The organism is Pseudomonas sp. ASL8, from assembly GCF_056680355.1.
Map to the genome: position 1 here is coordinate 86038 of NZ_CM155278.1, position 22029 is coordinate 108066.

Annotated in this window: 24 protein-coding genes; 11 read left to right on the forward strand and 13 right to left on the reverse strand. The window is 58.4% G+C overall.

Annotated elements, in window-relative coordinates; translation table 11 throughout:
* Window positions 1-54: 54 nt before the first annotated feature.
* Window positions 55-1788 (reverse strand): bifunctional isocitrate dehydrogenase kinase/phosphatase, encoded by a 1734-nt coding sequence (gene aceK, locus AC1MEA_RS00425; protein WP_449632752.1) that lies wholly within the window; start codon window positions 1786-1788, stop codon window positions 55-57.
* Window positions 1789-1929: 141 nt separating this feature from the next.
* Here aceK and AC1MEA_RS00430 point away from each other — a divergent pair, with 141 nt between their 5' ends.
* Window positions 1930-2838 (forward strand): DMT family transporter, encoded by a 909-nt coding sequence (locus AC1MEA_RS00430; protein WP_449632753.1) that lies wholly within the window; start codon window positions 1930-1932, stop codon window positions 2836-2838.
* 33 nt (window positions 2839-2871) lie between these two features.
* On the opposite strand, the gene AC1MEA_RS00435 is transcribed toward AC1MEA_RS00430, so the two are convergent.
* Window positions 2872-3810 carry an aspartyl/asparaginyl beta-hydroxylase domain-containing protein gene (locus tag AC1MEA_RS00435; protein ID WP_219064212.1) on the reverse strand — a complete coding sequence of 313 codons (939 nt, stop codon included), beginning with the start codon at window positions 3808-3810 and terminating at the stop codon, window positions 2872-2874.
* A gap of 192 nt (window positions 3811-4002) precedes the next feature.
* The gene (cysK, locus tag AC1MEA_RS00440) at window positions 4003-4977 is read right to left on the reverse strand and encodes a cysteine synthase A (protein ID WP_219064213.1); all 975 of its coding nucleotides are present in this window, start codon (window positions 4975-4977) and stop codon (window positions 4003-4005) included.
* A 126-nt stretch (window positions 4978-5103) separates the two neighbouring features.
* Here cysK and AC1MEA_RS00445 point away from each other — a divergent pair, with 126 nt between their 5' ends.
* From AC1MEA_RS00445 to AC1MEA_RS00455, 3 genes are all read left to right on the forward strand, one after another.
* Window positions 5104-6174, forward strand: coding sequence for an AsmA family protein (locus tag AC1MEA_RS00445; RefSeq protein ID WP_480916338.1), 1071 nt, complete (start codon window positions 5104-5106; stop codon window positions 6172-6174).
* Window positions 6175-6377: 203 nt separating this feature from the next.
* Entirely contained in the window at window positions 6378-7223 is an 846-nt protein-coding gene (locus AC1MEA_RS00450) for an AAA family ATPase (protein ID WP_219064215.1), read from the forward strand.
* A 21-nt stretch (window positions 7224-7244) separates the two neighbouring features.
* Entirely contained in the window at window positions 7245-8423 is a 1179-nt protein-coding gene (locus tag AC1MEA_RS00455; protein WP_449632755.1) for a vWA domain-containing protein, read from the forward strand.
* 60 nt (window positions 8424-8483) lie between these two features.
* Here the strand turns inward: AC1MEA_RS00455 and AC1MEA_RS00460 are convergent, their stop codons facing one another.
* The 6 genes from AC1MEA_RS00460 to AC1MEA_RS00485 form a co-directional block, all read right to left on the reverse strand.
* A complete protein-coding gene (locus AC1MEA_RS00460) occupies window positions 8484-9404 on the reverse strand; it encodes a 5-oxoprolinase subunit C family protein (RefSeq protein WP_480916339.1) in 921 nt (306 codons plus the stop codon).
* The gene (gene pxpB, locus AC1MEA_RS00465) at window positions 9401-10105 is read right to left on the reverse strand and encodes a 5-oxoprolinase subunit PxpB (RefSeq protein ID WP_480916340.1); all 705 of its coding nucleotides are present in this window, start codon (window positions 10103-10105) and stop codon (window positions 9401-9403) included. The genes AC1MEA_RS00460 and pxpB overlap by 4 nt, the downstream gene beginning before the upstream one ends.
* Entirely contained in the window at window positions 10102-10854 is a 753-nt protein-coding gene (locus AC1MEA_RS00470) for a 5-oxoprolinase subunit PxpA (protein ID WP_480916341.1), read from the reverse strand. Before AC1MEA_RS00470 ends, pxpB begins: the two co-directional genes overlap by 4 nt.
* A 174-nt stretch (window positions 10855-11028) precedes the next feature.
* Entirely contained in the window at window positions 11029-11553 is a 525-nt protein-coding gene (locus AC1MEA_RS00475) for a DUF2937 family protein (RefSeq protein WP_219064220.1), read from the reverse strand.
* Window positions 11554-11566: 13 nt separating this feature from the next.
* Window positions 11567-12340, reverse strand: coding sequence for a class II glutamine amidotransferase (locus AC1MEA_RS00480; RefSeq protein WP_219064221.1), 774 nt, complete (start codon window positions 12338-12340; stop codon window positions 11567-11569).
* 84 nt (window positions 12341-12424) lie between these two features.
* Window positions 12425-12919, reverse strand: coding sequence for an MFS transporter (locus AC1MEA_RS00485; RefSeq protein WP_480916342.1), 495 nt, complete (start codon window positions 12917-12919; stop codon window positions 12425-12427).
* A gap of 153 nt (window positions 12920-13072) precedes the next feature.
* Between AC1MEA_RS00485 and AC1MEA_RS00490 the strand changes: the two genes are divergently transcribed.
* Window positions 13073-15148 (forward strand): S9 family peptidase, encoded by a 2076-nt coding sequence (locus AC1MEA_RS00490; RefSeq protein ID WP_480916343.1) that lies wholly within the window; start codon window positions 13073-13075, stop codon window positions 15146-15148.
* Between the two features lie 77 nt (window positions 15149-15225).
* On the forward strand, window positions 15226-15699 hold the full coding sequence (locus tag AC1MEA_RS00495) for a Crp/Fnr family transcriptional regulator (protein WP_219064224.1): 474 nt from the start codon (window positions 15226-15228) through the stop codon (window positions 15697-15699).
* A 3-nt stretch (window positions 15700-15702) separates the two neighbouring features.
* On the opposite strand, the gene AC1MEA_RS00500 is transcribed toward AC1MEA_RS00495, so the two are convergent.
* Window positions 15703-16011: a hypothetical protein gene (locus AC1MEA_RS00500; RefSeq protein ID WP_480916344.1), complete on the reverse strand. Its 309-nt coding sequence runs from the start codon at window positions 16009-16011 to the stop codon at window positions 15703-15705.
* A 97-nt stretch (window positions 16012-16108) separates the two neighbouring features.
* Between AC1MEA_RS00500 and AC1MEA_RS00505 the strand changes: the two genes are divergently transcribed.
* From AC1MEA_RS00505 to AC1MEA_RS00520, 4 genes are all read left to right on the forward strand, one after another.
* Window positions 16109-16795, forward strand: coding sequence for a spermidine synthase (locus AC1MEA_RS00505; RefSeq protein ID WP_219064226.1), 687 nt, complete (start codon window positions 16109-16111; stop codon window positions 16793-16795).
* Between the two features lie 58 nt (window positions 16796-16853).
* Window positions 16854-17228: a YajD family HNH nuclease gene (locus AC1MEA_RS00510; protein WP_219064227.1), complete on the forward strand. Its 375-nt coding sequence runs from the start codon at window positions 16854-16856 to the stop codon at window positions 17226-17228.
* Window positions 17229-17317: 89 nt separating this feature from the next.
* Window positions 17318-17785 carry an RNA methyltransferase gene (locus tag AC1MEA_RS00515; protein ID WP_219064228.1) on the forward strand — a complete coding sequence of 156 codons (468 nt, stop codon included), beginning with the start codon at window positions 17318-17320 and terminating at the stop codon, window positions 17783-17785.
* Between the two features lie 94 nt (window positions 17786-17879).
* Window positions 17880-18257 (forward strand): YgaP family membrane protein, encoded by a 378-nt coding sequence (locus tag AC1MEA_RS00520; protein WP_449632763.1) that lies wholly within the window; start codon window positions 17880-17882, stop codon window positions 18255-18257.
* A 105-nt stretch (window positions 18258-18362) separates the two neighbouring features.
* Here the strand turns inward: AC1MEA_RS00520 and AC1MEA_RS00525 are convergent, their stop codons facing one another.
* Window positions 18363-19628: a hypothetical protein gene (locus AC1MEA_RS00525; protein WP_480916345.1), complete on the reverse strand. Its 1266-nt coding sequence runs from the start codon at window positions 19626-19628 to the stop codon at window positions 18363-18365.
* A 32-nt stretch (window positions 19629-19660) separates the two neighbouring features.
* On the reverse strand, window positions 19661-20110 hold the full coding sequence (locus AC1MEA_RS00530) for a YcgN family cysteine cluster protein (RefSeq protein WP_219064230.1): 450 nt from the start codon (window positions 20108-20110) through the stop codon (window positions 19661-19663).
* Window positions 20111-20349: 239 nt separating this feature from the next.
* Between AC1MEA_RS00530 and AC1MEA_RS00535 the strand changes: the two genes are divergently transcribed.
* Window positions 20350-20943 carry a nitroreductase family protein gene (locus AC1MEA_RS00535; RefSeq protein ID WP_480916346.1) on the forward strand — a complete coding sequence of 198 codons (594 nt, stop codon included), beginning with the start codon at window positions 20350-20352 and terminating at the stop codon, window positions 20941-20943.
* A gap of 70 nt (window positions 20944-21013) precedes the next feature.
* On the opposite strand, the gene AC1MEA_RS00540 is transcribed toward AC1MEA_RS00535, so the two are convergent.
* Window positions 21014-21946: a D-2-hydroxyacid dehydrogenase gene (locus AC1MEA_RS00540; RefSeq protein ID WP_480916347.1), complete on the reverse strand. Its 933-nt coding sequence runs from the start codon at window positions 21944-21946 to the stop codon at window positions 21014-21016.
* Between the last annotated feature and the right edge of the window lie 83 nt (window positions 21947-22029).

The following is a 22029-nucleotide window of genomic DNA, read 5'->3' on the forward strand; positions in this document are numbered from 1 at the left end:
GGCGGGCGCTGACAGCTCATCTAGACGCAGTCAGCGCACTGCCGCGCTGAAGACTCAGGCCAGCGTCTCATCCATGCGCCCTTTGCGCCGGTAGGGAAAGACGTCGATGACCTTGCCCGCCCGAATCGCGTCTTGCAGGCTTTTCCAGTAGTCAGCGTCGTACAACTCACCGTGAAGTTCATTGAACAGCCGGCGCTGGCCCATGTCGGCAAACAGAAACGGTGGAAACTCCTCAGGGAAAATATCCAGCGGAGCAATCGAGTACCAAGGCTCCGAGGACATTTCATCTTCGGGCGTGCGCGGCGCCGGGATGCGGCGGAAATTGGCTTCGGTCAGGTAGCAAATTTCGTCGTAATCGTAGAACACCACCCGGCCGTGACGGGTCACGCCAAAGTTCTTCAGCAGCATATCGCCGGGGAAAATATTTGACGCAGCCAACTGTTTGATCGCCAACCCATAATCGTCCAGTGCTTCGCGCACCTGGGCTTCGTTGGCATTTTCCAGATAGAGGTTCAACGGCGTCATACGCCGCTCGGTCCAGCAGTGACGAATCAGGACGGTATCGCCTTCTACTTCGACGGTCGACGCCGCCACGTCCAGCAGTTCGGCGAGGCACTCAGGATCGAACTTGCTCAACGGAAAACGGAAATCGGCGAACTCCTGGGTATCGGCCATACGCCCTACCCGGTCGACGCTTTTTACCAGACGGTATTTTTCGATCACCGTGGCACGGTCGACGTTTTTCGACGGCGCGAAGCGGTCCTTGATGATCTTGAACACCGTATTGAAACCCGGCAGGGTGAACACGCTCATGACCATGCCGCGCACGCCGGGCGCCATGATAAAGCGGTCGTCGGTAGTGGCCAGATGGTTGATCAGGGCGCGGTAGAACTCGGATTTGCCATGCTTGTAAAAGCCGATCGAGGTGTACAGCTCGGCGATGTGCTTGCCAGGCAAAATACGCTTGAGAAAGCCGATAAACTCCGCAGGCACTGGCACGTCGACCATGAAGTACGAGCGTGTAAACGAGAAGATGATCGACACATCAGCTTCATCAGTAATCAGCGCATCAATCTGGATACCGCTGCCTTCACGGTGCAGCAGGGGGATTACCAGCGGCCACTGTTCGTCCTGGGTGAAAATGCGCCCGACCAGATACGCCCCTTTGTTGCGGTACAGAATCGACGAGAACAGCTCCACGCTGAGCGCCGGGTCCTTGCACACCCAATCGGGCAGGTTTTCCCGCAATTGCCCTTCGAGCCGTTGCAGATCACCCGGCAAGTCGGCAAACGGCACATCGAACTTATACTCGGCAAAAATCTGCTTGAGCATGCTCGACAGTTCGCCTTGGGGCCGATAAGTGCGGGTTTGAGCCGCCTTGTCGTGGCGGCGCAGAGACGGACGTGTGGTGTGGATGAACATGCAGCCGTCGCTGATCAGGTCATGACTGAACAGGCCACAGAAAATCGAGTTGAACCAGGTTTCCGCCAGCTCATCGTCAAACCGTACGTCGATCAGGTTGATGTACGCACTTTTGACCAGCGGCCAGCAGCTTACATCCAGCAGGCTCTGGGCATCGAACGTACCGTGCAAACGCTCGGTCACTTCGCTGACTTTCTCTTCGTAGAGATTGATCCGCGCTGCCGATGCTCGCTGAGCTTCCTGCCATAACGCTTGTTCGAAGCGCGCCTGAGCACCATCGGCAATCTGCCGAAAATGCTCTCGATAATCATCAAAACCGTCAAGAATCATTTGGGCGATATCGGCGGCTGGCCATTGCTGCGGCATAAACAGATCTCGTCAGGAATTCGGAAGCCCGAGCTTAGCCAGTGGACAGGCATAGGAGAAGCGTATTTTTACTCGCTCAGGTTGCGCTGAGCCCTCTGCCCCGGTGACACTCGCGCCCCGACCACCGGCATGGAGCTGGCTTTGAGACCTGTTGACACCCTGCGTTTATTAGCACTTGCCGCCATCTGGGGCGCCAGTTTCCTGTTCATGCGGATCATCGCACCCGTGCTCGGCACCGTGCCGACAGCGTTTTTTCGCGTATCCATTGCCGCCGGCGGCTTGCTGGTAATCCTCTGGCTGATGCGGATTGATTGGGATTTTCGCGGCAAATTCAAAATCTGCCTGCTGCTGGGGATGATCAACTCCGGGCTGCCCGCGACCTTGTATTCATTGGCCGCTCAAGTATTGCCCGCGGGTTACTCATCGATTTTCAATGCAACGACGCCGCTGATGGGCGTATTGATCGGTGGGTTGTTCTTCAGCCAGAAACTGTCGCTGGTGAAAATCGCGGGGGTGTTTCTCGGTTTGTTTGGTGTCGGCATCCTGACCCGTGCGGGGCCCGTGGCTTTCGATCTGGAGTTGCTGATCGGCGCGCTGGCCTGTTTGCTGGCAACGACGAGCTACGGCTTTGCCGGCTTCCTCGCTCACCGCTGGCTCGATCAGCAAGGTGGCCTCGACCCAAGGCTCGCCACCGTCGGCAGCATGCTCGGCGCCACGCTGTTATTGCTGCCGCTGTTCGGCTACAGCGTCATCAGCCATCCACCCGCCAGTTGGGGCGGGAGCAGCGTGTGGCTGTCGTTACTCGGATTGGGACTGGTGTGCACCGCGTTCGCCTACATCCTGTTTTTCCGGCTGCTTAGCGACATTGGCCCGCTCAGCTCGATGACCGTGACCTTCATGATCCCGCCCTTCGGCGTGCTGTGGGGTGCACTGTTTCTCGATGAACCGCTGTCGTGGGCACATCTGTATGGCGGCGTATTGATTGCGGTGGCGTTGTGGCTGGTGCTGAAGCCTGTCGCAGTGGCGAAGGCTTCAGCAGGTGGGCATTAGCGTGCGGAACACAATCACCCGTCCGACGTTGTATCAGCCGAACAGCCAATAGCCGAGCAAGGTCAGAACGATGACCGCCAATACCGGACGCATGACGCGGTAGGCCTTGGGGTGACGACGCTTGAACTGTTTGACGGTGGTGCTCATGCCATCGCTGAAACGCTTGCTGTAGGCATACGCCTGGTTGATCCCGCCAACACGTTCGTCATCGGTATTCTGCGGCGCCGTGGCGCTTCCCAAGACCTTGCTGACCCAGCGATTGAGGCGGGTCATGAGTTTGGAACGCAGAGGCCGCTCGATGTCACAAAACAGAATCACCCGGGTGGTTTCGGTCTGGTTCTTGACCCAATGCACGTAGGTTTCATCGAACATCACGTCTTCGCCATCGCGCCAGGCATATACCTGTCCATCGACGTAAATGCGGCAGTCATCCGAATTCGGCGTCGACAGCCCCAAGTGATAACGCAGCGAACCGGCAAACGGGTCGCGATGGGGGTTGAGGTGGCTATCCCCTGGCAACAGCGCGAACATCGCACCTTTGACGTTGGGAATGCTGTTCACCAGCGCGACGGTCTTGGGGCACAGCAGTTCAGCGGACGGCAAGGCTTTGTCGTACCACTTGAGGTAAAAGCGCTTCCAGCCTTTTTTGAAGAACGAACCGAAACCGGCGTCGTTGTTCTTCTCGGCGGCGCGGATATATCCCTCGTCGAACAAATGCATGGCTTCGTCACGAATGATTTGCCAGTTGTCCTTGAGCACGTCCAGCTCAGGAAATTTTGTGCGGTCGAGGTAAGGCTTCGAGGGCACACCGGAAAACAGATACATCAACGCGTTATAAGGGGCAAACAACGCAGAATGGTTAACGAACTGACGTAGCAGGGGCAATCGCGCTTTACCCCGCAGGTGCACATACAGCGTGCTGCCTACGAAAAGCATCAAAATCGAGGCCTTGGCGGCGAAAGAAAAGGTCATGAAACTCTCCTTGAAAATAGACAACTAACTGCACGCCGCGGCACTGTTTTAATTATCTGATCCTGAAAGCGGCTGTTGCGGGAACAACCGCTCACGCATTCCGTCTTTGCGAAATGCGCACACAGCGGGTTGGAAGCCGGCCATCATAAGCCTTCACGGGCCGGGTACAAAGCGACCTAAGACCAAAATAGGTTACTGCTGATTTTCCTGATCAGTAAACAGATCGCTGAACAGCATGCTCGACAGGTAACGCTCACCCGAGTCGGGCAGGATCACGACAATGGTTTTGCCCTGCATTTCCGGAGTTTCAGCCATGCGTACCGCTGCGGCCATCGCTGCGCCGCAAGAAATACCGCACAAAATCCCTTCTTCTCGCATCAGACGCAATGCCATGGCCTTGGACTCTTCATCGCTGACCAGCTCGACCCGATCAATGATCGACAAGTCGAGGTTCTTGGGTATGAAACCTGCACCGATCCCCTGAATCTTGTGCGGGGCAGGTTTGATTTCTTCACCGGCCAGCGTCTGGCTGATGATCGGCGAACCAATGGGCTCGACCGCCACCGACAGAATGGGCTTGCCCGCCGTGTGCTTGATGTAACGCGAAATCCCGGTAATCGTGCCACCGGTACCCACGCCCGCCACTAGCACATCGATGGCACCGTCGGTGTCGTTCCAGATTTCCGGGCCCGTGGTCTTCTCATGGATCGCCGGGTTGGCCGGATTATCGAACTGTGAGGGCATGAAATAGAGGGGCGGATTACTGGCGACCAGCTCTTCGGCTTTTTCGATGGCGCCTTTCATGCCTTTGGCAGGCTCGGTCAGGACCAGTTCAGCGCCCAATGCCTTGAGCACCTTGCGTCGTTCGATGCTCATCGACGCAGGCATGGTCAGCACCAGCTTGTAACCACGGGCTGCCGCCACAAAAGCCAAACCGATCCCGGTATTGCCTGAAGTCGGCTCGACGATGGTCATGCCCGGCTTGAGCTTACCGCTGCTTTCAGCGTCCCAGATCATGCTGGCGCCAATTCGGCATTTCACCGAGTATCCGGGGTTGCGCCCTTCAATCTTGGCCAGGATAGTGACCCCGCGCGGTGCGATACGGTTGATCTGCACCAGCGGCGTGTTACCGATGGAATGGGCATTGTCAGCGTAGATGCGGCTCATGGCGGTGTCCTTGTGCACGTGCTTGAAAAACTCAAAGCGTATGCCGCCAGCCGGGGTGCGTCCAGTCGTAGCGAACGGATGCCGAGCCAGACAGTCAACAGCTCTACTGAACAGGAGACCCTCAACATGAAACGTCGCTATAGCTGGCCTCTTTGGACCGTTGCGGGAATCGTTGTCTTGCTGATTGCCGCAGACATCGCCCTGCCCTATCTGGTGCGTAACTATTTGAACGATAAGCTCGCCACTATGGGCGACTACCGTGGCCAGGTCGCCGACGTCGATCTGGCCCTGTGGCGTGGGGCGTACAGAATCAACGGGCTGAGTATCGTCAAGGTGCAAGGCAAGGTGCCCGTGCCATTCGTCAACGCGCCGGTCATCGACCTGGCCGTGAGCTGGCATTCGTTATGGTATGACCGTGCCGTGGTGGCCCGGGTAATCTTCATCAAACCCGAACTGAACTTCGTCGACGGCGGCACCAACAAACAAGCTTCGCAGACCGGTCAAGGCACCGACTGGCGTGCCCAATTGAACAAGCTGTTGCCCATTACCCTCAACGAAGTACGTATAGATGATGGACGCATCACCTTCAATAATTTCAACTCGACGCCGAAAGTGAGGATCGAAGCCGATCACGTCAACGCCAGCCTGTTCAACCTGACCAATATCGCCGATGCAAAAGGCATGCACGAAGCCCGATTTGAGGGCAAAGCCCTGTTACCCGGGAACGCACCGCTGGAAACCTCGGCTACATTCGATCCATTCAGTAATTTTGAAGACTTCGATTTCCGCCTCCGTTCGATCGGGATAGAACTTAAAAGCCTCAACGACTTCGCTTCGGCCTACGGCAAATTCGACTTCAATGCCGGCAGCGGTGACTTGGTGATCGAAGCCCAAGCCAAAAAGGGCAAGCTCAGCGGCTATATCAAACCGCTGCTGCGCGATGTCGAGGTGTTCAACTGGCAGCAGGATGTCGAGAACCAGAACAAGAGCTTCTTCCGCTCGATCTGGGAAGCCGTGGTCGGCACCAGCGAAACCGTCTTGAAGAACCAGAGCAAAAACCAGTTCGCCACCCGCGTAGAACTCAGTGGCAGCGTGCACCAACAAGACATCAGCGGCTTTCAGGCATTCCTGCAGATCCTGCACAACGCCTTCATTCAGGCGTTCAACACCCGCTATGACAACAGCAAAACACAGTAGCCAAGGTGGATTAGTGCTTTTTTCAAAGGGGACAGGACTTAAACAGCGGCTGATCTAATCTTGATCCAGTCAAATCGTGACGCGCCATTCAGAGACTGAATGGCGCCTCTGCGTTCACAGTCGCCCGGCCTGCGCGGTATAGTCGGCACATTAAGCACCCCATTTTTGCGCCGTTTCAGGCGATACCGTTCGAGGATTTTTAGATGAAGTTCGAAGGCACCAGCGCATACGTCGCCACTGACGACCTGAAGCTCGCGGTCAACGCTGCTATCACTCTGGAGCGGCCACTGCTGGTCAAAGGCGAGCCTGGCACCGGTAAAACCATGTTGGCCGAACAACTGGCCGAGTCCTTCGGCGCCCGGCTGATTACCTGGCACATCAAATCCACCACCAAGGCGCATCAGGGCCTGTACGAGTACGACGCCGTCAGCCGTTTGCGTGATTCGCAGTTGGGTGTGGATAAAGTCCACGACGTACGTAACTACCTGAAGAAGGGCAAGCTGTGGGAAGCCTTCGAGGCCGAAGAGCGGGTCATCCTGCTGATCGATGAGATCGACAAGGCCGACATCGAGTTCCCTAACGACCTGCTGCAAGAACTCGACAAGATGGAGTTCTATGTGTACGAGATCGATGAAACGATCAAAGCGAAAGTACGCCCGATCATCATCATTACGTCGAACAACGAAAAAGAACTGCCTGACGCGTTCCTGCGCCGTTGCTTCTTTCACTACATCGCCTTCCCGGACCGCGTCACCCTGCAAAAGATTGTCGATGTGCATTACCCGAACATCAAAAAGGATCTGGTCAGCGAAGCCCTCGATGTGTTCTTCGACGTGCGCAAAGTCCCCGGACTGAAGAAAAAGCCGTCCACATCGGAACTGGTCGACTGGCTGAAACTGCTGATGGCCGACAACATCGGCGAAGCGGTGCTGCGCGAGCGCGACCCCACCAAGGCTATCCCGCCGCTGGCCGGAGCCTTGGTCAAGAACGAGCAGGACGTGCAATTGCTTGAGCGCCTGGCGTTCATGAGCCGTCGCGGCAACCGCTAAGCACGAATAAGGGCGATTGCCATGCTGCTCAACCTGTTCAATGAAATGCGTGCAGCCAAGGTGCCGGTGTCGGTGCGCGAGCTGCTCGATCTGATCAATGCGCTGAAACAGCGGGTCACCTTCGCTGACATGGACGAGTTCTACTTTCTCGCCCGCACTATTCTGGTCAAGGATGAACGCCACTTCGACAAGTTCGACCGGGCGTTCGGCGCCTACTTCAACGGCCTGGAAAAGCTCGATGATCATCTGCAGGCGCTGATCCCTGAAGATTGGTTGCGCAAGGAGTTCGAACGCTCCTTGACCGACGAAGAACGCGCGCAGATCCAGACCCTGGGTGGCCTGGACAAGCTGATCGAAGAATTCAAGAAACGCCTTGAAGAGCAAAAAGAACGCCACGCGGGCGGCAACAAGTGGATCGGCACAGGCGGCACCAGCCCATTCGGCTCAGGCGGCTTCAACCCGGAAGGTATCCGCGTAGGTGATGCTGGCAAGCGCCAAGGCAAAGCAGTCAAGGTCTGGGACCAGCGCGAGTACCGGAACCTCGACGATCAGGTCGAGTTGGGCACGCGCAACATCAAGATTGCGCTGCGCCGCTTGCGTAAATTCGCCCGTCAAGGCGCCGCTGAAGAGCTCGACATCGACGGCACCATCGACCACACCGCCCGTGATGCGGGCCTGCTGAACATTCAGATGCGCCCGGAACGGCGCAACACCATCAAGTTGTTGCTGCTGTTCGACATCGGCGGCTCGATGGATGCTCACGTCAAAACCTGCGAAGAGCTGTTCTCGGCGTGCAAGACCGAGTTCAAACACCTGGAGTATTTCTACTTCCACAACTTCATTTATGAGTCGGTGTGGAAGAACAACCTGCGCCGTGGCGCGGAGCGCACCGCCACCCAGGACTTGCTGAACAAATACGGTGCCGATTACAAAGTGATCTTTATCGGCGACGCGGCCATGGCGCCCTACGAAATCACCCAGGCGGGTGGCAGTGTAGAGCACTGGAACGAAGAGCCGGGTTATCTGTGGATGCAGCGCTTCAAGGAGAAATACAAGAAGCTCATCTGGATCAACCCCTACCCCAAAGACACCTGGAATTACACCGCCTCGACCAACATCGTGCGCGATCTGATCGACGACCAGATGTTCCCGCTGACCTTGCGTGGGCTGGAAGAAGGTATGCGGTTTTTGGCGAAATAGCTGCCTGACAGTAATGGCCACCTCGTAAATTCATTCGCGAAGAGGCCATTACTTTCACCCTCAACCCTGAAAACGCTGCACATACGCCACATGCCGCTGATGCGCTGTTGCCTGCACAATCGGCTTGAGCCGGACAGGTGCGCCCGGCAGGCATTGCGCCAGTCGGGCCAATGACAACGGGGTCAACGCTCCAAGCCTTGGGTACCCGCCGATGGTTTGCCGGTCATTGAGCAGCACAATCGGTTGCCCGTCCGGCGGCACCTGAATCGCGCCCAGCGGAATGCCCTCGGAGATCAGCGGCGCGCCCAGGTAAACCAACTCTGGCCCCAACAAACGAATGCCCATCCGGTCGGCACGGCTGTCGAGGGTCCACTCGCTGTTGAAGGCATCGAACAGGCTCAGGCCGCTGAACTGGCCAATTTGTGCACCGAGCACGACGTCCAATGGACTGTTCAGGTTGAGGTCGAGGATCAAATGATCCGGCAGAGCATGCAGGACGAACGCCGAACCGGCGTAAGACAGGTGATCCCCTTTGGCCAACGCCTTGCCCATTCCATCCAGCCCGCCCAATTCTTCGCGCACAACCGTAGCGCAACTGCCGAGCACCGGTGGCGCATCGAAGCCGCCGGGCGCCGCCAAGTAGGCTCGCGCGCCAAGGATTGGCTGGGTAAAGCGTAACCGCTCGCCCTTGCGTATGAAAAAACTGCGCCAGGGTGCCAGCGGCCGACTGTCGAGCATCGCGCCAAGATCGGCACCCGCCAGCGCCAGACAACAATCCTGTTCGGCGAGCAGGGTCAAGCCGCCCAGCGTCACCTCAATCACCGCCGCGTCCAGCGGGTTGCCCAGCAGTTTGTTCGCCCAGGACATCGAGACCCAATCTGCCGCCCCGCCTTGGGTCACGCCCAAATGACGAACACCAAAACGTCCGGCATCCTGGAGCAGGCACAAAGGGGTGCTGGCTTCGATCAATAAAGCCCTCATGCCTGCACCTCCAACGGGGTGTCATCGCCGCCCAGGCGCACGAACTCGGCATGATCGACGGAGGTAAAGCACACACGGTCACCCGGTTGCATCAAGCTGTAACCCTCGCGCTGGCGATCGAACAACTTGCTGGGGGTACGGCCGATCAGGTTCCAGCCACCCGGCGACACCACAGGGTAAGCGGCTGTCTGGCGCTCGGCGATGCCCACGCTACCGGCAGCCACACGCTTACGCGGCGTACTCAGGCGTGGCGCGGCGAGGATTTCTTCGACCAGCCCCATAAACGCGAACCCTGGCGCGAAACCCAAGGCAAACACCTGATAGTCGCGCTCGCTGTGACGCGCAATGACCTCGCTGATGCTCAAGCCGCTGCGCTTGGCCAACAACGTCAGTTCCGGGCCGACGCTCAGGTCATACCAGACCGGTAGCACATGGCGTTTGCCAATGGCCTGCGGATCAGGCGCCAGATCGGCCAGCGCCTGATGAATCAATTCCCGAGCCTGATCCGGATTCAACCGGGTCAGGTCGTAATGGACCATCAAGGTGGTGTAGGACGGCACCAGATCAATCAAATGGCTGGCGAAGCTTTCACGCAACCGTGCACGGGCAGCCAGCATCCACGGCATATTGGCTTCGTCGATGGCATCGAACAGACGCACCATCAAACAATCGATGGCCACCACTTCTATGCGCAACCTCATGACGCTGATTGCTCACCCAACGCCTGGCGGATGCGCTGTACGGCGCTCACCGAACTGGCGTTATCGCCATGCACACACAGGGTATCGGCCTTCAGGTGCAGATCGCTGCCATCGCTGGCACGCAAGGGTTCACCACGGGAGAGCGTGAGGGCCTGGGCGATGATGACTTCAGGGTCATGGTGCACGGCGCCCGGCAGTTGCCGTGACACCAGGCGCCCGGCGCGGTCGTAGGCGCGGTCGGCAAAGGCTTCGAACCACAACTGCACGCCGAATTCATCAGCCAGCGCTTGCGCGGCACTGTTGTCGCGAGTGGCCATCAGCATCAGCGGCAATTGCGCATCGTAGCGGGCGATAGCCTGGATCACGGCACGCAACTGCTCGGGGTTGGCCATCATGTCGTTGTACATCGCGCCATGGGGTTTGACGTAGCGAACGCGGCCACCTTGTACCCGGCAAATGCCGTCCAGCGCACCGATCTGATAGTGCAGCAAGTCCTGGATTTCAGCCGGGGTACAGGCCATTGAGCGCCGACCAAACCCCACTAGATCCGGGTATGCCGGGTGGGCACCGATCATGACGTCATGGGCCAAGGCCAGGCTCACCGTTTTTCGCATGATCCCCGGATCACCGGCATGGAAGCCGCAGGCGATATTGGCGCAGTCGATAAACGGCATCACTTCAGCGTCGAGACCCATGGTCCACGCGCCGTAGCTCTCACCCATATCGCAATTCAATAACAGGCGGCCCATAGGGAATGTCCTGTGTGCGTTGAAGTTTTGAGGAACTGGCCTCTGTAGAGCGCATTTTTGAGTGTAATCGGACAGGGCGTCCAACGAATAAAACCAAGGTGCCGGGATAAGAAAAAGTGATGGGGCTTGTCAGGCAGGCCTTTGCTGCCTGACAAGCCGATGACGTGAAAGGGTTTAGCGCAGATCCCGATTCAGCACCGGCTTGCGCCGTCCGCCATTGATCACCCAGCCGATCAGCAGGAAGAAGCTCTCAACCACCAGCGCCAGCAGCAAGGCGCAGACGATACCCCAGGCGATGACTTCCGGGACTAGCAGGACTTGGTACGTGTACGCATTGAAAGTCTCCCGGCGAATGTCGGGATTGGCGGCAGAGACCACATGCCAGGCCTTGGCGTACCAAGGGCCCTGCAAGGCCTGCCACTCGCGGTCGAGCAACTGATTGCGGGTCAGCAATTGGTTGAGGCTGTCGGCATCACTGCGAAACACCGGGTCTTCACTGCTGCGGTAATGCGCGACCAACGCCTGTAAATCGCCCTTGAAGAAGCGTTCAGCAGTGTCGGAGTAACCTTTGAGGCTTTGCTGCGCCTCGATCAAGTGCGCTTCCACGCGCTTGCTGTAATCGCTGATGAATCCCGGAATCTGCACACCGAGCAACAGGCCCACCGTGAACAATACCAATCGCAGATAGCTTCGCAGCATAGGTCCCTCTCTTTCAGGTTCGGCCTTGGACCACGCACTCGCCGCGGCGCCACAAGCTCCATTCCCCCGGCTCGTAACGCGTCCAGGTCTCGTTTTCGGTCAACGGCTCGGTGGCGATCACCGTCACCACGTCATTGGGGGTGGTTTCTGCCTGAAAATCGACGATCACATCGACATCCTTCAGGCGAGCCGGGCCGAACGGCGCACGCCGAGTGATGTGCGCCAGCTTGCTCGAACAGAAACAGAACAGCCAATCGCCATCGCTCAGCAGGCAATTGAATACACCTTTGCTACGATATTCGGCACAGGCTTCGACCAACGAAGGCAGTAACTGCTCGATCTCGACCGGCTCGGGAAAGGCTTCACGGACCCGGTTGAGCAGATCACAGAAGGCCGCCTCGCTGTCGGTATCGCCTACCGGCCGGTAGAACGTTGCGCGGGGATTGAATTGCGCCAACTGGCCGTTATGGGCGAAGCACCAGTTGCGGCCCCACAGTTCACGGACGAACGGATGAGTATTGGACAAGCAGACCTTGCCGACATTGGCCTGACGGATATGACCAATGACCACTTCGCTTTTGATCGGGTAGCGCTGCACCAACAGCGCGACTTCCGACTCGCTGCTCGCGGCCGGGTCCTGGAACAGACGCAGGCCACGCCCTTCGTAAAAAGCGATGCCCCAACCATCCCGATGCGGACCTGTACGTCCACCCCGTTGAATCAGCCCGGTAAAGCTGAACACGATATCGGTCGGTACGTTGGCGCTCATGCCCAGTAATTCACACATGCTTAAACTCTCGCTTCAATACGTTCAGCAATGCAGGTCGCGCCGGCCTCAAAGCGAGGCGCATTTGCCAACGAAGCGGAAGTTCTACAGGCGCGGTTCAACCCGTATACGGCTGCTAGCGCTGCTGCCGGGAGCCGCTGCGGGGTTGCGTCCATAACGATCATCGTCAACCGGAGCAAAGGGTTCGTCATCGTCGCTCTGTGCAGGGGTAGGCGGCTCGGTCCCGGCCTGAGGCTGACGGGCTTTGCGGCGTTTTTCCAGCGGCCAGCGCACCAGCACAAAAAGAAGGTACAGGCCAAAGGCAATCATGGTGTACATGGCCAGGTCCGACACCGCCCGCCAGACGTTGCTGCCGACCTTGAAGGCCAGATCCAGCGCGGTGATTGCGACTGCCGGGGCGAATTTTTCCTTCACCGGGTCAATAATGGTCGGACTGAACAGCAAGACCGCACCCAGGACTCGCAACGGCTCGCGCAGCCAGCGCCACATCCAGCCGGTCAGCTTGAACCACACCCACAGGCAGCCCAGCGCAGCGAAAGCGTAAAGGCCCCAGGCGGTTAGATAATCGTTCTCGGTCATGACGTTCGTGGTAAGCCAGGCAAAGAGGCGCTTATGATAACGGCTTTTCACTGACCCGGCCTCCCCGGCGTCAGTAATCGGTTGCCACCCAGCGGCAATCCTCGGCTGAGTCAAGGTCTTTCACGGCCCGATTATTTTTATAGAGAGCCCCGCATGCCTTCATCCGCCACCCGCTCCACCGCGCCGATCGCTCGTAAAGACACGGGTTCCGACCCTTATGCGTGGTTGCACAATCGCGACACCGAAGAGGTTCTGGACTACCTCAAAGCCGAGAACGATTACCTGCACACGCAATTGGCCGATCAGGATGCCCTGCGCGAAACCCTGTTCCAGGAGATCAAGGGCCGCATTCTCGAAACCGATCTGTCCCTGCCCTCGCCCTGGGGCCCGTTTTTGTATTACACGCGCACCACCGAGGGCGACGAATACGCACGGCACTACCGCTGCCCGCGTCCGGCGGACGACTCGCTGCACGTCGATGAACAGCAGCAACAATTGTTGCTCGACCCCAACGTGCTGGCCGCTGGCGGTTTTTTCTCGATGGGCGCTTTCAGCATCAGCCCCGACCATCAGCGCCTGGCCTACAGCCTCGACACCAACGGCGAAGAGGTCTACCAGCTCTACGTCAAAGAGCTGAGCAGCGGCCAGGTCACCCACCTGCCCTTCGAGGATTGCGATGGCAGCATGACCTGGGCCAACGATAGCCAGACGCTGTTCTTTGGCGAACTGGATGACACCCATCGCCCGCATAAACTTTATCGCCATCACCTGGGCAACGACTCGGCGGACCTGGTGTTCAACGAACCGGACGGGCGCTTCTTCCTCAATTGTTACCGCACCAGTTCCGAGCGGCAGTTGGTACTGTTACTCAGCAGCAAAACCACCAGCGAGGCCTGGGTGCTGGACGCAGAAAAGCCCGATCAGGCGTTTGTCTGCATAGCGCCGCGCGTCGAAGGTCATGAGTACTTCCCGGACCACGGCCAAATCGATGGCGCATGGAACTGGCTGATCCGCAGCAACCAAAGCGGTATCAACTTCGCCCTGTATCAGGCGGCTGAAAAAGCCAGCGGCGCACCCTCCCGTGAAGACTGGCAAACCCTGATCGCTCATCGCGACACGGTGATGCTTGAAGGGTTGAGCCTCAATGCCAAAGGCATGAGCCTGAGTTTGCGCGAAGGCGGTCTGCCGATCATTGAAGTGCATCCCCAAGGTCTGCCGTCTTATCGTGTGCAATTGCCCGATGCCGCGTACAGCCTGTATGTGCAGGACACACTCGAGTTCAAGAGCGACACGATTCGCCTGCGTTATCAATCGCTCAATCGCCCGGCACAGGTGCGCCAATTGGCCCTGGCCACGGGTGAGCAAGTGGTGCTCAAGGAAACTCCGGTGCTCGGCCTCTTCGACCCCGACGCCTACGTCAGCCAACGCCTGTGGGCAACTGCGGCAGATGGCACGCAGGTGCCGATCAGCCTGGTGGTCAAGCGAGAACTCCAGGGCACCTCGACGCCCCTGTACCTCTATGGCTACGGCGCTTATGGCGAAAGCCTCGATCCGTGGTTCTCCCATGCGCGCTTGAGCCTGCTAGATCGCGGTATCGCGTTCGCCATTGCCCACGTGCGGGGTGGCGGCGAATTGGGCGAAGCCTGGTATCGCGACGGCAAACAAGAAAACAAGCACAACACCTTCGGCGACTTCATTGCCTGCGCCGAACATCTGATCGACAACGGCCTGACCACAGCCGGGCAATTAATCATCAGTGGCGGCAGCGCGGGTGGTTTGTTGATCGGCGCGGTACTTAATCAGCGCCCGGAGTTGTTCAAGGCGGCGATTGCCGAAGTACCGTTTGTCGATGTGCTGAACACCATGCTCGATCCAGACCTGCCGCTGACCGTCACGGAATACGACGAATGGGGCAACCCGGAGGAAGCAGACGTGTACGAGCGCATCAAGGGGTACGCGCCGTATGAAAATGTCAGCGCCCAACCTTACCCGGCGACCCTGGTAATTGCCGGTTACAACGACACCCGCGTGCAATATTGGGAAGCGGCCAAGTGGGTGGCAAAATTGCGCGCCAACAAGACCGACGACAATCTGTTGCTGCTCAGGACCGAGCTGGGTGCAGGGCACGGAGGCATGAGCGGTCGTTATCAAGGACTACGCGACGTGGCGCTGGAATACGCGTTTGTTTTAAAAGTACTGCAACTGACCGAGGGAACTCCCGTCGTTTGATGGGTCTTAGAAGAGGGTCTGCATCGCAGGCCCTTTCCATCGCCCCCTTCTCCAACCACAAACAAGACTGTCGAGCCATGTCAGAACCCACCTCCCTGAACAATGAAATCCGCGACATGCTGATGGACTGCGGTCTGTTCAATACCTTGCTGCCTGCCGACTTTCAGGCGGCAGCGGGCTATTTCAGCATCAGCACCATCGAGCAAGGTCAGGAAATATTCAAGGAAGGCGATGCCGGCAGCTTCATGTGCATCATCCATTCAGGCACGGTCTCGGTGCGCAAACTCAACAATGATGGGCAATCGATCGAGATCGCCAACCTGCGTAAAGGTCGCGCGTTCGGTGAAATGGCGGTGCTTGACGGTGAACGCCGCTCAGCCAGTTGCATCGCGGCCACCCCTTGCTGCTTGCTGAATCTGGGCAAGGACTCGCTGGATAAAATGCTCAACGACGCACCCAGAATTGCCGCAAAAATCATTCGTTCGATTGCCGTCGCGTTGTCCAAACGCCTGCGCATGGTCGACGGACAACTGCTTTCACAGCAGGTCTGATCGCTACAGACTTTTTTGCGCGCTGTCTTTTTGCGATGAGTCTTCCAGGTGTTTGCCGTTTTGCTCAAGACCTGGCAACGACTGGTCCTTGGGCGGGCGCGGCATTTCGATTTTTGGCAGCAACGGCGCATTGCCTTCGTTCCCGCCCGCTCGAGGGGTGCTGGGCGGCATCACTTGCGGATAAGGCGTCGGCGTTGCTGTACCCGGCGACCCGGGGACCGGTGTCGTGGGAACCGGTTGCAGATTGTCTGCACAAACGGCAGTTACCGAGAGCGTCGCCAGGACAATCGCCGTTAGAATAGAGCGCTTCATCAATGGCCTCCGATGCCAAGCAATTTTTGTCAGGCTCAGGCTACTCCTTGCGTGACAAAGTTGCCCTCTCAAAAAGCTGTCTTTCAATGAGTTCTCAATGAAACGTTTCGTTCTGCTCGACACCACTCCGATTCCCGATAACGGCGGTGCCTTGTGCCTGTTCGAGTACGGCGAAGATTTCGTGATCAAAATTCAGGGCGGCGATGGCGGCCAGTTGATGAACACGCGCATGCACGGCTCCGAAGACGCGCTCGCCGAAATTCCCTGCAAAAAAGTCACCCATCGGGTGCTTCCACGGGTGTTGATTGGCGGATTGGGCATGGGTTTCACCCTGGCCTCCGCGCTCAAACACCTGGGCAAAAACGCTGAAGTCGTGGTCGCCGAACTGGTGCCTGGCGTGGTCGAGTGGAATCGCGGACCGCTGGGGGAGAAATCGGGCAATCCATTGCTCGATCCCCGGGCTAAAATTGTCGTTCAGGACGTCGCCCAGGTGCTCAAGAGCGAGCCCCAGGGCTTCGACGCGATCATGCTTGACGTCGATAACGGCCCTGAAGGGCTGACGCAGAAGTCCAACAGCTGGCTCTATTCGTCTGGCGGCCTTAGCGCCTGCGCCCAGGCGCTACGGCCCAAAGGCATCCTGGCCGTGTGGTCGGCCAGCGCGGACCAGAAGTTTTCCGACAAGCTGCGCAAAGCCGGTTTCAAGGCTGAAGAGGTGCAGGTGTTTGCCCACGGTAACAAGGGCACCCGGCACACCATCTGGATCGCGGAAAAACTCAAAGGCTGATCGCGCGGCAAAGCGCTAGACTTGCATCCATTACCGATCAGTAAAACAGGTGAAACCCATGAGTTCGGCCAACCCACCCTCCCACACCGCCAAGCTGGACCGCATTCTGGCCGACAACCAGCGCGACCGTGAGATGGGTTATCGCGACAAAGCGTTAAAGATGTACCCCCATGTGTGCGGCCGCTGCGCCCGTGAGTTCGCAGGCAAGCGCCTGAGCGAGTTGACCGTGCACCACCGCGACCACAACCATGACAACAACCCCCAGGATGGCTCCAACTGGGAGCTGCTGTGCCTGTACTGCCACGACAATGAACACTCGCGGTACACCGATCAGCAATACTTCTCCGAAGGTTCGACCAGCAGCCCGAAGATTGCCAAAGCCACCCACAACCCTTTCGCCGCCTTGGCGGGGTTGATGAAGAAAGACGAGTAGCCTGCAAACGATGATCGTGCCCCACCCTCTGCGTGGGAACGATCATCTATGCCGTATAATCGCCAGCTTTCCTTCAAGAGCACCGGCACGTGGCGAATAAACGGTACAGCTGCATTGGTTTGTATAACCCCAAATCCCCGGAAAACGTCGGTTCGGTGATGCGTGCGGCTGGTTGCTACGGCGTGGCGTCGGTGTTCTACACCGGCAAACGCTACGAGCGTGCCCGTGACTTCATCACCGACACCAAAAAAGTCCATCAAGACATTCCGCTGATCGGCATCGACGATCTGAAGAAAATCCTGCCTCTGGGCTGCGTCCCGGTCGCCGTGGAACTGGTCGAGGGCGCACGCTCGCTGCCTGAATACACTCACCCGGATCGCGCTATTTACATCTTCGGCCCTGAAGACGGTACGTTGGATAAAAGCATCCGTGACTGGTGCGAAGACGTGGTGTACATCCCCACCACTGGCTGCATGAACCTGGCTGCCACCGTCAATGTGGTGCTGTATGACCGCATGGCCAAAGGCAATAACACCCGGTCCGGCCCCAAGTTCTGAATCCACCCGGCGACCGATGACGCCCCTCCCGATTGAACAGTTGTGTCCGGGGGCAGTCAGTTTTAATGAACTCACCTCATCATGGAGAACGATCATGAGCGACATCCCAGGCAGCGAACGCATTGACTCCGTCCCTTTCGACACTCAGCCTCAGCAAAACGTGCACGGCTGGGAGCGCGCGGCCTCTTTGGCAGGTGGCGTACTGATGATGGGCAAGGGTCTGCGTCGTGGCGGCTTTTTGGGCCTGGTCCAGCTGGCCATTGGCGGTGCGGTGCTGGCTCGCGGGATCACCGGCCACTGCGGGGCAAAAACCCTGATTGAACAGAGCCGCAGCGACATGAACAAAGCCCGTTCACGCATCGAACGCGTCGGCGCAAAGCTGAGCCAGCTGAAAACCAATGCAGAGGTTGCGACTGAAGCGGCGGTGGTGACTGGCAATGATTCGTTGAAGAGCTCGAAAGCCGGGGTCTGATTCCACCCTTGCTGCGCCTGACTTGCCACCGTTATCCCGAATAAATTCACTCCCTCGGAGCTCCTGCTCTGTTGGAGCGAATTTATGCGACGGGCCGCAACGCCTCTACTGCAATAACCCGCTCGCCAAAACCGTGGATGGCCCGCCGATCACGCTTTCGCTGAGCTGGATGAATTCTTTGGTGCTCACGGTATCGAGGCGCATCAAGCCCTGGCTGACGTTATCCAGCGACTTTTCGTTGCGGGTCTGCTGGCGAATTTCGCGGTCCAGTTCCTGCAATAGCAGCACAGCCCGAGCGACGGTCGCCGCGTTGATGCGCTCGCCGCGCAGGGTCGTCACCTTACGGCTGACCTTGGTCAGATTCGTTTGTACGGTTTGATAACGATCCTCACTCATGCCCCCGGCACGGCGCATCAGCTCGATGGCGTAATACTCGGCCAAGCCATCGCCGATCCATTCGCTGCGCTGGTTGTCATTGATCCGGCTGAACACATGAACCAACTCGCGCACCAACGGGCTGGTCCCGCTTTCGCTGACCACCGGCCGGGTGCTGTTGAGGTAAATGGAGTTATTGCCCGCCGTCGCCCCGCGCCACATCGGGTCAGCAGCCCCCACAACCACCAGCTTGGGCGGATTACGCGGAAACACCGCTTGCAGCTGCGGCCACACGAACGTCAGCATCGTCAACACGTCCATTCGCCTCATGCCCTGGCCCTGCGGGGCGGTCACCGTGACATCGGTTTCGCCCAAACGGGTACGGCGGCTGCCAAGGGTACCGGCCAACATCCAACCTGTGGGGCGATCAAACAAACGCGAAATATTGTCGATCCGAAAGCGATTTTTGCCAATGCGGGGCCACGCGGTTTCGACACTGATCCAGCCGCTGGGCAGTTCGAATTCAAGGCGTGAGACCAGTTGGGTGCCATCCTGCTGATCCAGTCGGGCCGGAGGCACCAGATCCTCGCCGCGCATCAACGCCCAGTTCGGGGTCATCCGCGTGTCGAAACTCACGACCTTGCTTGAGGCCGGACTTGCAGGACCGTGTGCATGGCTGATGCGCACGCGATAGGTCAGGCTTGCCTTGCCGCTGGCCGGTCTCCAAACCCCGCGTTGACTGCCTGCCGGTTGCCCGGCATTGATCCGCCACTCGCCGTCAGCCTTGAAAGCACTGTAGTCGCCCTTGTTGCCCAGATCGAAATCAAGACTGCGCACCGCCTCGCCCTTCGACAGGGTCAGGCGCACTTCAGCCTGATCGCTCTGGGGCAGTAGTTTGACGTAGTAATCCAGATCAACATTCTTCGCCGCCAGCAACGGCGTGCTCACCAGCAAGGACAGCAACAACAGCAAGGACAACGGCAGTGGGTAACGCACAGGCTTACGACTCCTTGTTGAACATGACGACGTCAGCCTGCACGGAAAATTAGGTGCTCTTCCCAATCGTCTTCGGACACGCTGTTCTCGCTGAGCATGCGCCCGGACTGAGAGATACGCTCATGGTGGACCGCGTCGCGATCACCGCACACCAAATGGTGCCAGAGCGGCAGATCCTTGCCTTCGCTGACCAGGCGGTAGCCGCAGGTCGGTGGTAGCCATTTGAATTCATCAGCCTGGCCGGGCGTCAATTGAATGCAGTCCGGCACTGACGCACGACGATTGCTGTAATCGGTGCATTGGCAGGTTTTCAGGTCCAGCAACTTGCAGGCGATGCGCGTGTAATAGACGCTGTTGTCCTCTTCATCTTCGAGTTTTTGCAGACAACACAGACCGCAGCCATCACACAGCGACTCCCACTCGTCTTGATCGAGTTGTTCGAGGGTTTTGCGTATCCAGAAAGGTTCGACTTTAGCGGCCATGGGTTTGGGCAATCAGCATCAAAGAATGAAAGGCCGCCAGTCTAGTGGCACGAGAGGCGCGGGCCAAGCGCTGGCGACTGTCGGTAAGGCCGGACTTGTCAGATGTCGGCCAGCAAAGTAATTTTATCAACCTGATTTCGACGATGCCTGCCGTCCACGGCCCATCTCGCCATGCCCGACAAGGCCTGATGAGCGCCTTGCCAAGCTGCCTGTTTCTTTATCAATTAACCAGGAAATTCATGAGCATTAATCCCCGCATCGCCGATTACCCGATTGACCCACAATTTACTGATCGTTGGTCGCCACGCGCCTTTACCGACGAGGCCATTCCCGAGGAAACCCTGCTGAGCTTTTTTGAAGCCGCACGCTGGGCGCCGTCGGCCTATAACTCGCAGCCTTGGCGCTTCCTGTACGCTCGCCGTGACACGCCAAACTGGGAACGCTTCCTCGGCCTGCTCAATGAGTTCAACCGTGGCTGGGCACAGCACGCATCGGCACTGGTAATCGTGATCTCGAAAACCACCTTTACCGCGCCCGGCGCCACGGAAGAAACCCCGGCCCTGTGGCACACCTTCGACACCGGTTCAGCCTGGGGCCACCTCGCCCTGCAAGCCAGCCTGAGCGGCTGGCACACGCATGGCATGGCCGGCTTCGATCAGGAACTGACCCGCAAAGAATTGAAAATCCCTGAGGGCTATGCCCTGCACGCGGCGGTTGCGATTGGCAAACTCGGCGACAAATCGACCCTGGCGGAATACCTGCAAGCCCGGGAAACACCAAGCCCGCGCCGTCCGCTGTCGGAACTGGCAGCCGAAGGCGATTTCAGCCTGTAAGCCGATTGCCGATACTTGTGCAGGCTGTGTGGGAGCGAATAGATTCGCTCCCACACAATTGCGCAGCGCCCTAGTAACCTCTGGAAAAGTCCACTTCTCCGCGCAACGCCTCTCCCGCCTGAAACGCCCGCACGTTATCGACAAACAGCCGGACCATCGCCGCAGGTGAAGTAGGCGCCGAGCTGTGTCCGGTCAGCAACAGGCCCCAGGCCGTCCAGAATGGATGGCGTTGCGGCAATGGCTCCTGACGGCAGACATCGATCACCGCGCCCGCCAAATGCCCTTCCTTCAACGCTTCGACCAGGTCCGCATCGACTACCGCCACACCACGCCCGACGTTGATGAACACGCCTGTGGGCTTGAATTTGGCGAACAGTTTCGCATCGAACAGGTCGTGGGTTTCCGAGGTGTTCGGCAGCAGGTTGATAACGTAATCCACTTCGCCGACCAGACGATCCAGATCCGTCAGAGCGCCGACTTCAACGAACGGTGCCTGGGTACGCGGCGCAGAAGCAATGCCATACAACTCAACCCCGAACGGCAGCAGGAACTGCGCCACGCTCTGGCCGATATCGCCAGCGCCGACGATCAACGCCTTGCGCCCGGCCAGACTCTGGCCCAATCGGTTATCCCATTTGCGCTCGACCTGGCTAACGAGCCGCGCCAGCACTTCACGCTCATGGCCCAGCATGTAAGTCAGCACAAACTCGGCCATGACCTGACCGAAGATGCCCACGGCACGGGTCAACCGGTATTCCCGGGGCAAACCTTCGACCAGCAATGGGGTGATCCCGGCCCACGTCGATTGCAGCCACTGCGGGGTATGCCCCTGGCGCAAGAGGGTGGCCAGCAGGTCCGGCTGACCCAGCCAGACCGGGCAGTCTGCGGCCATTCGAGACAGCTCGGCCGAATCGCCGGTACTCATGACTTCCAGGTCGGGTGCAATCTGGCCCAGCAATTGGGTGTAAAGGGGGTAATCGTGTTCAGCAATCAGAACGCGCATGGCTCAAAACCTTTAAAAACAGAACATGCGTCTGTCGACGGGGGGCAGCCCCCATCAATATCAGTCGCACTCGAGAAGCAGTC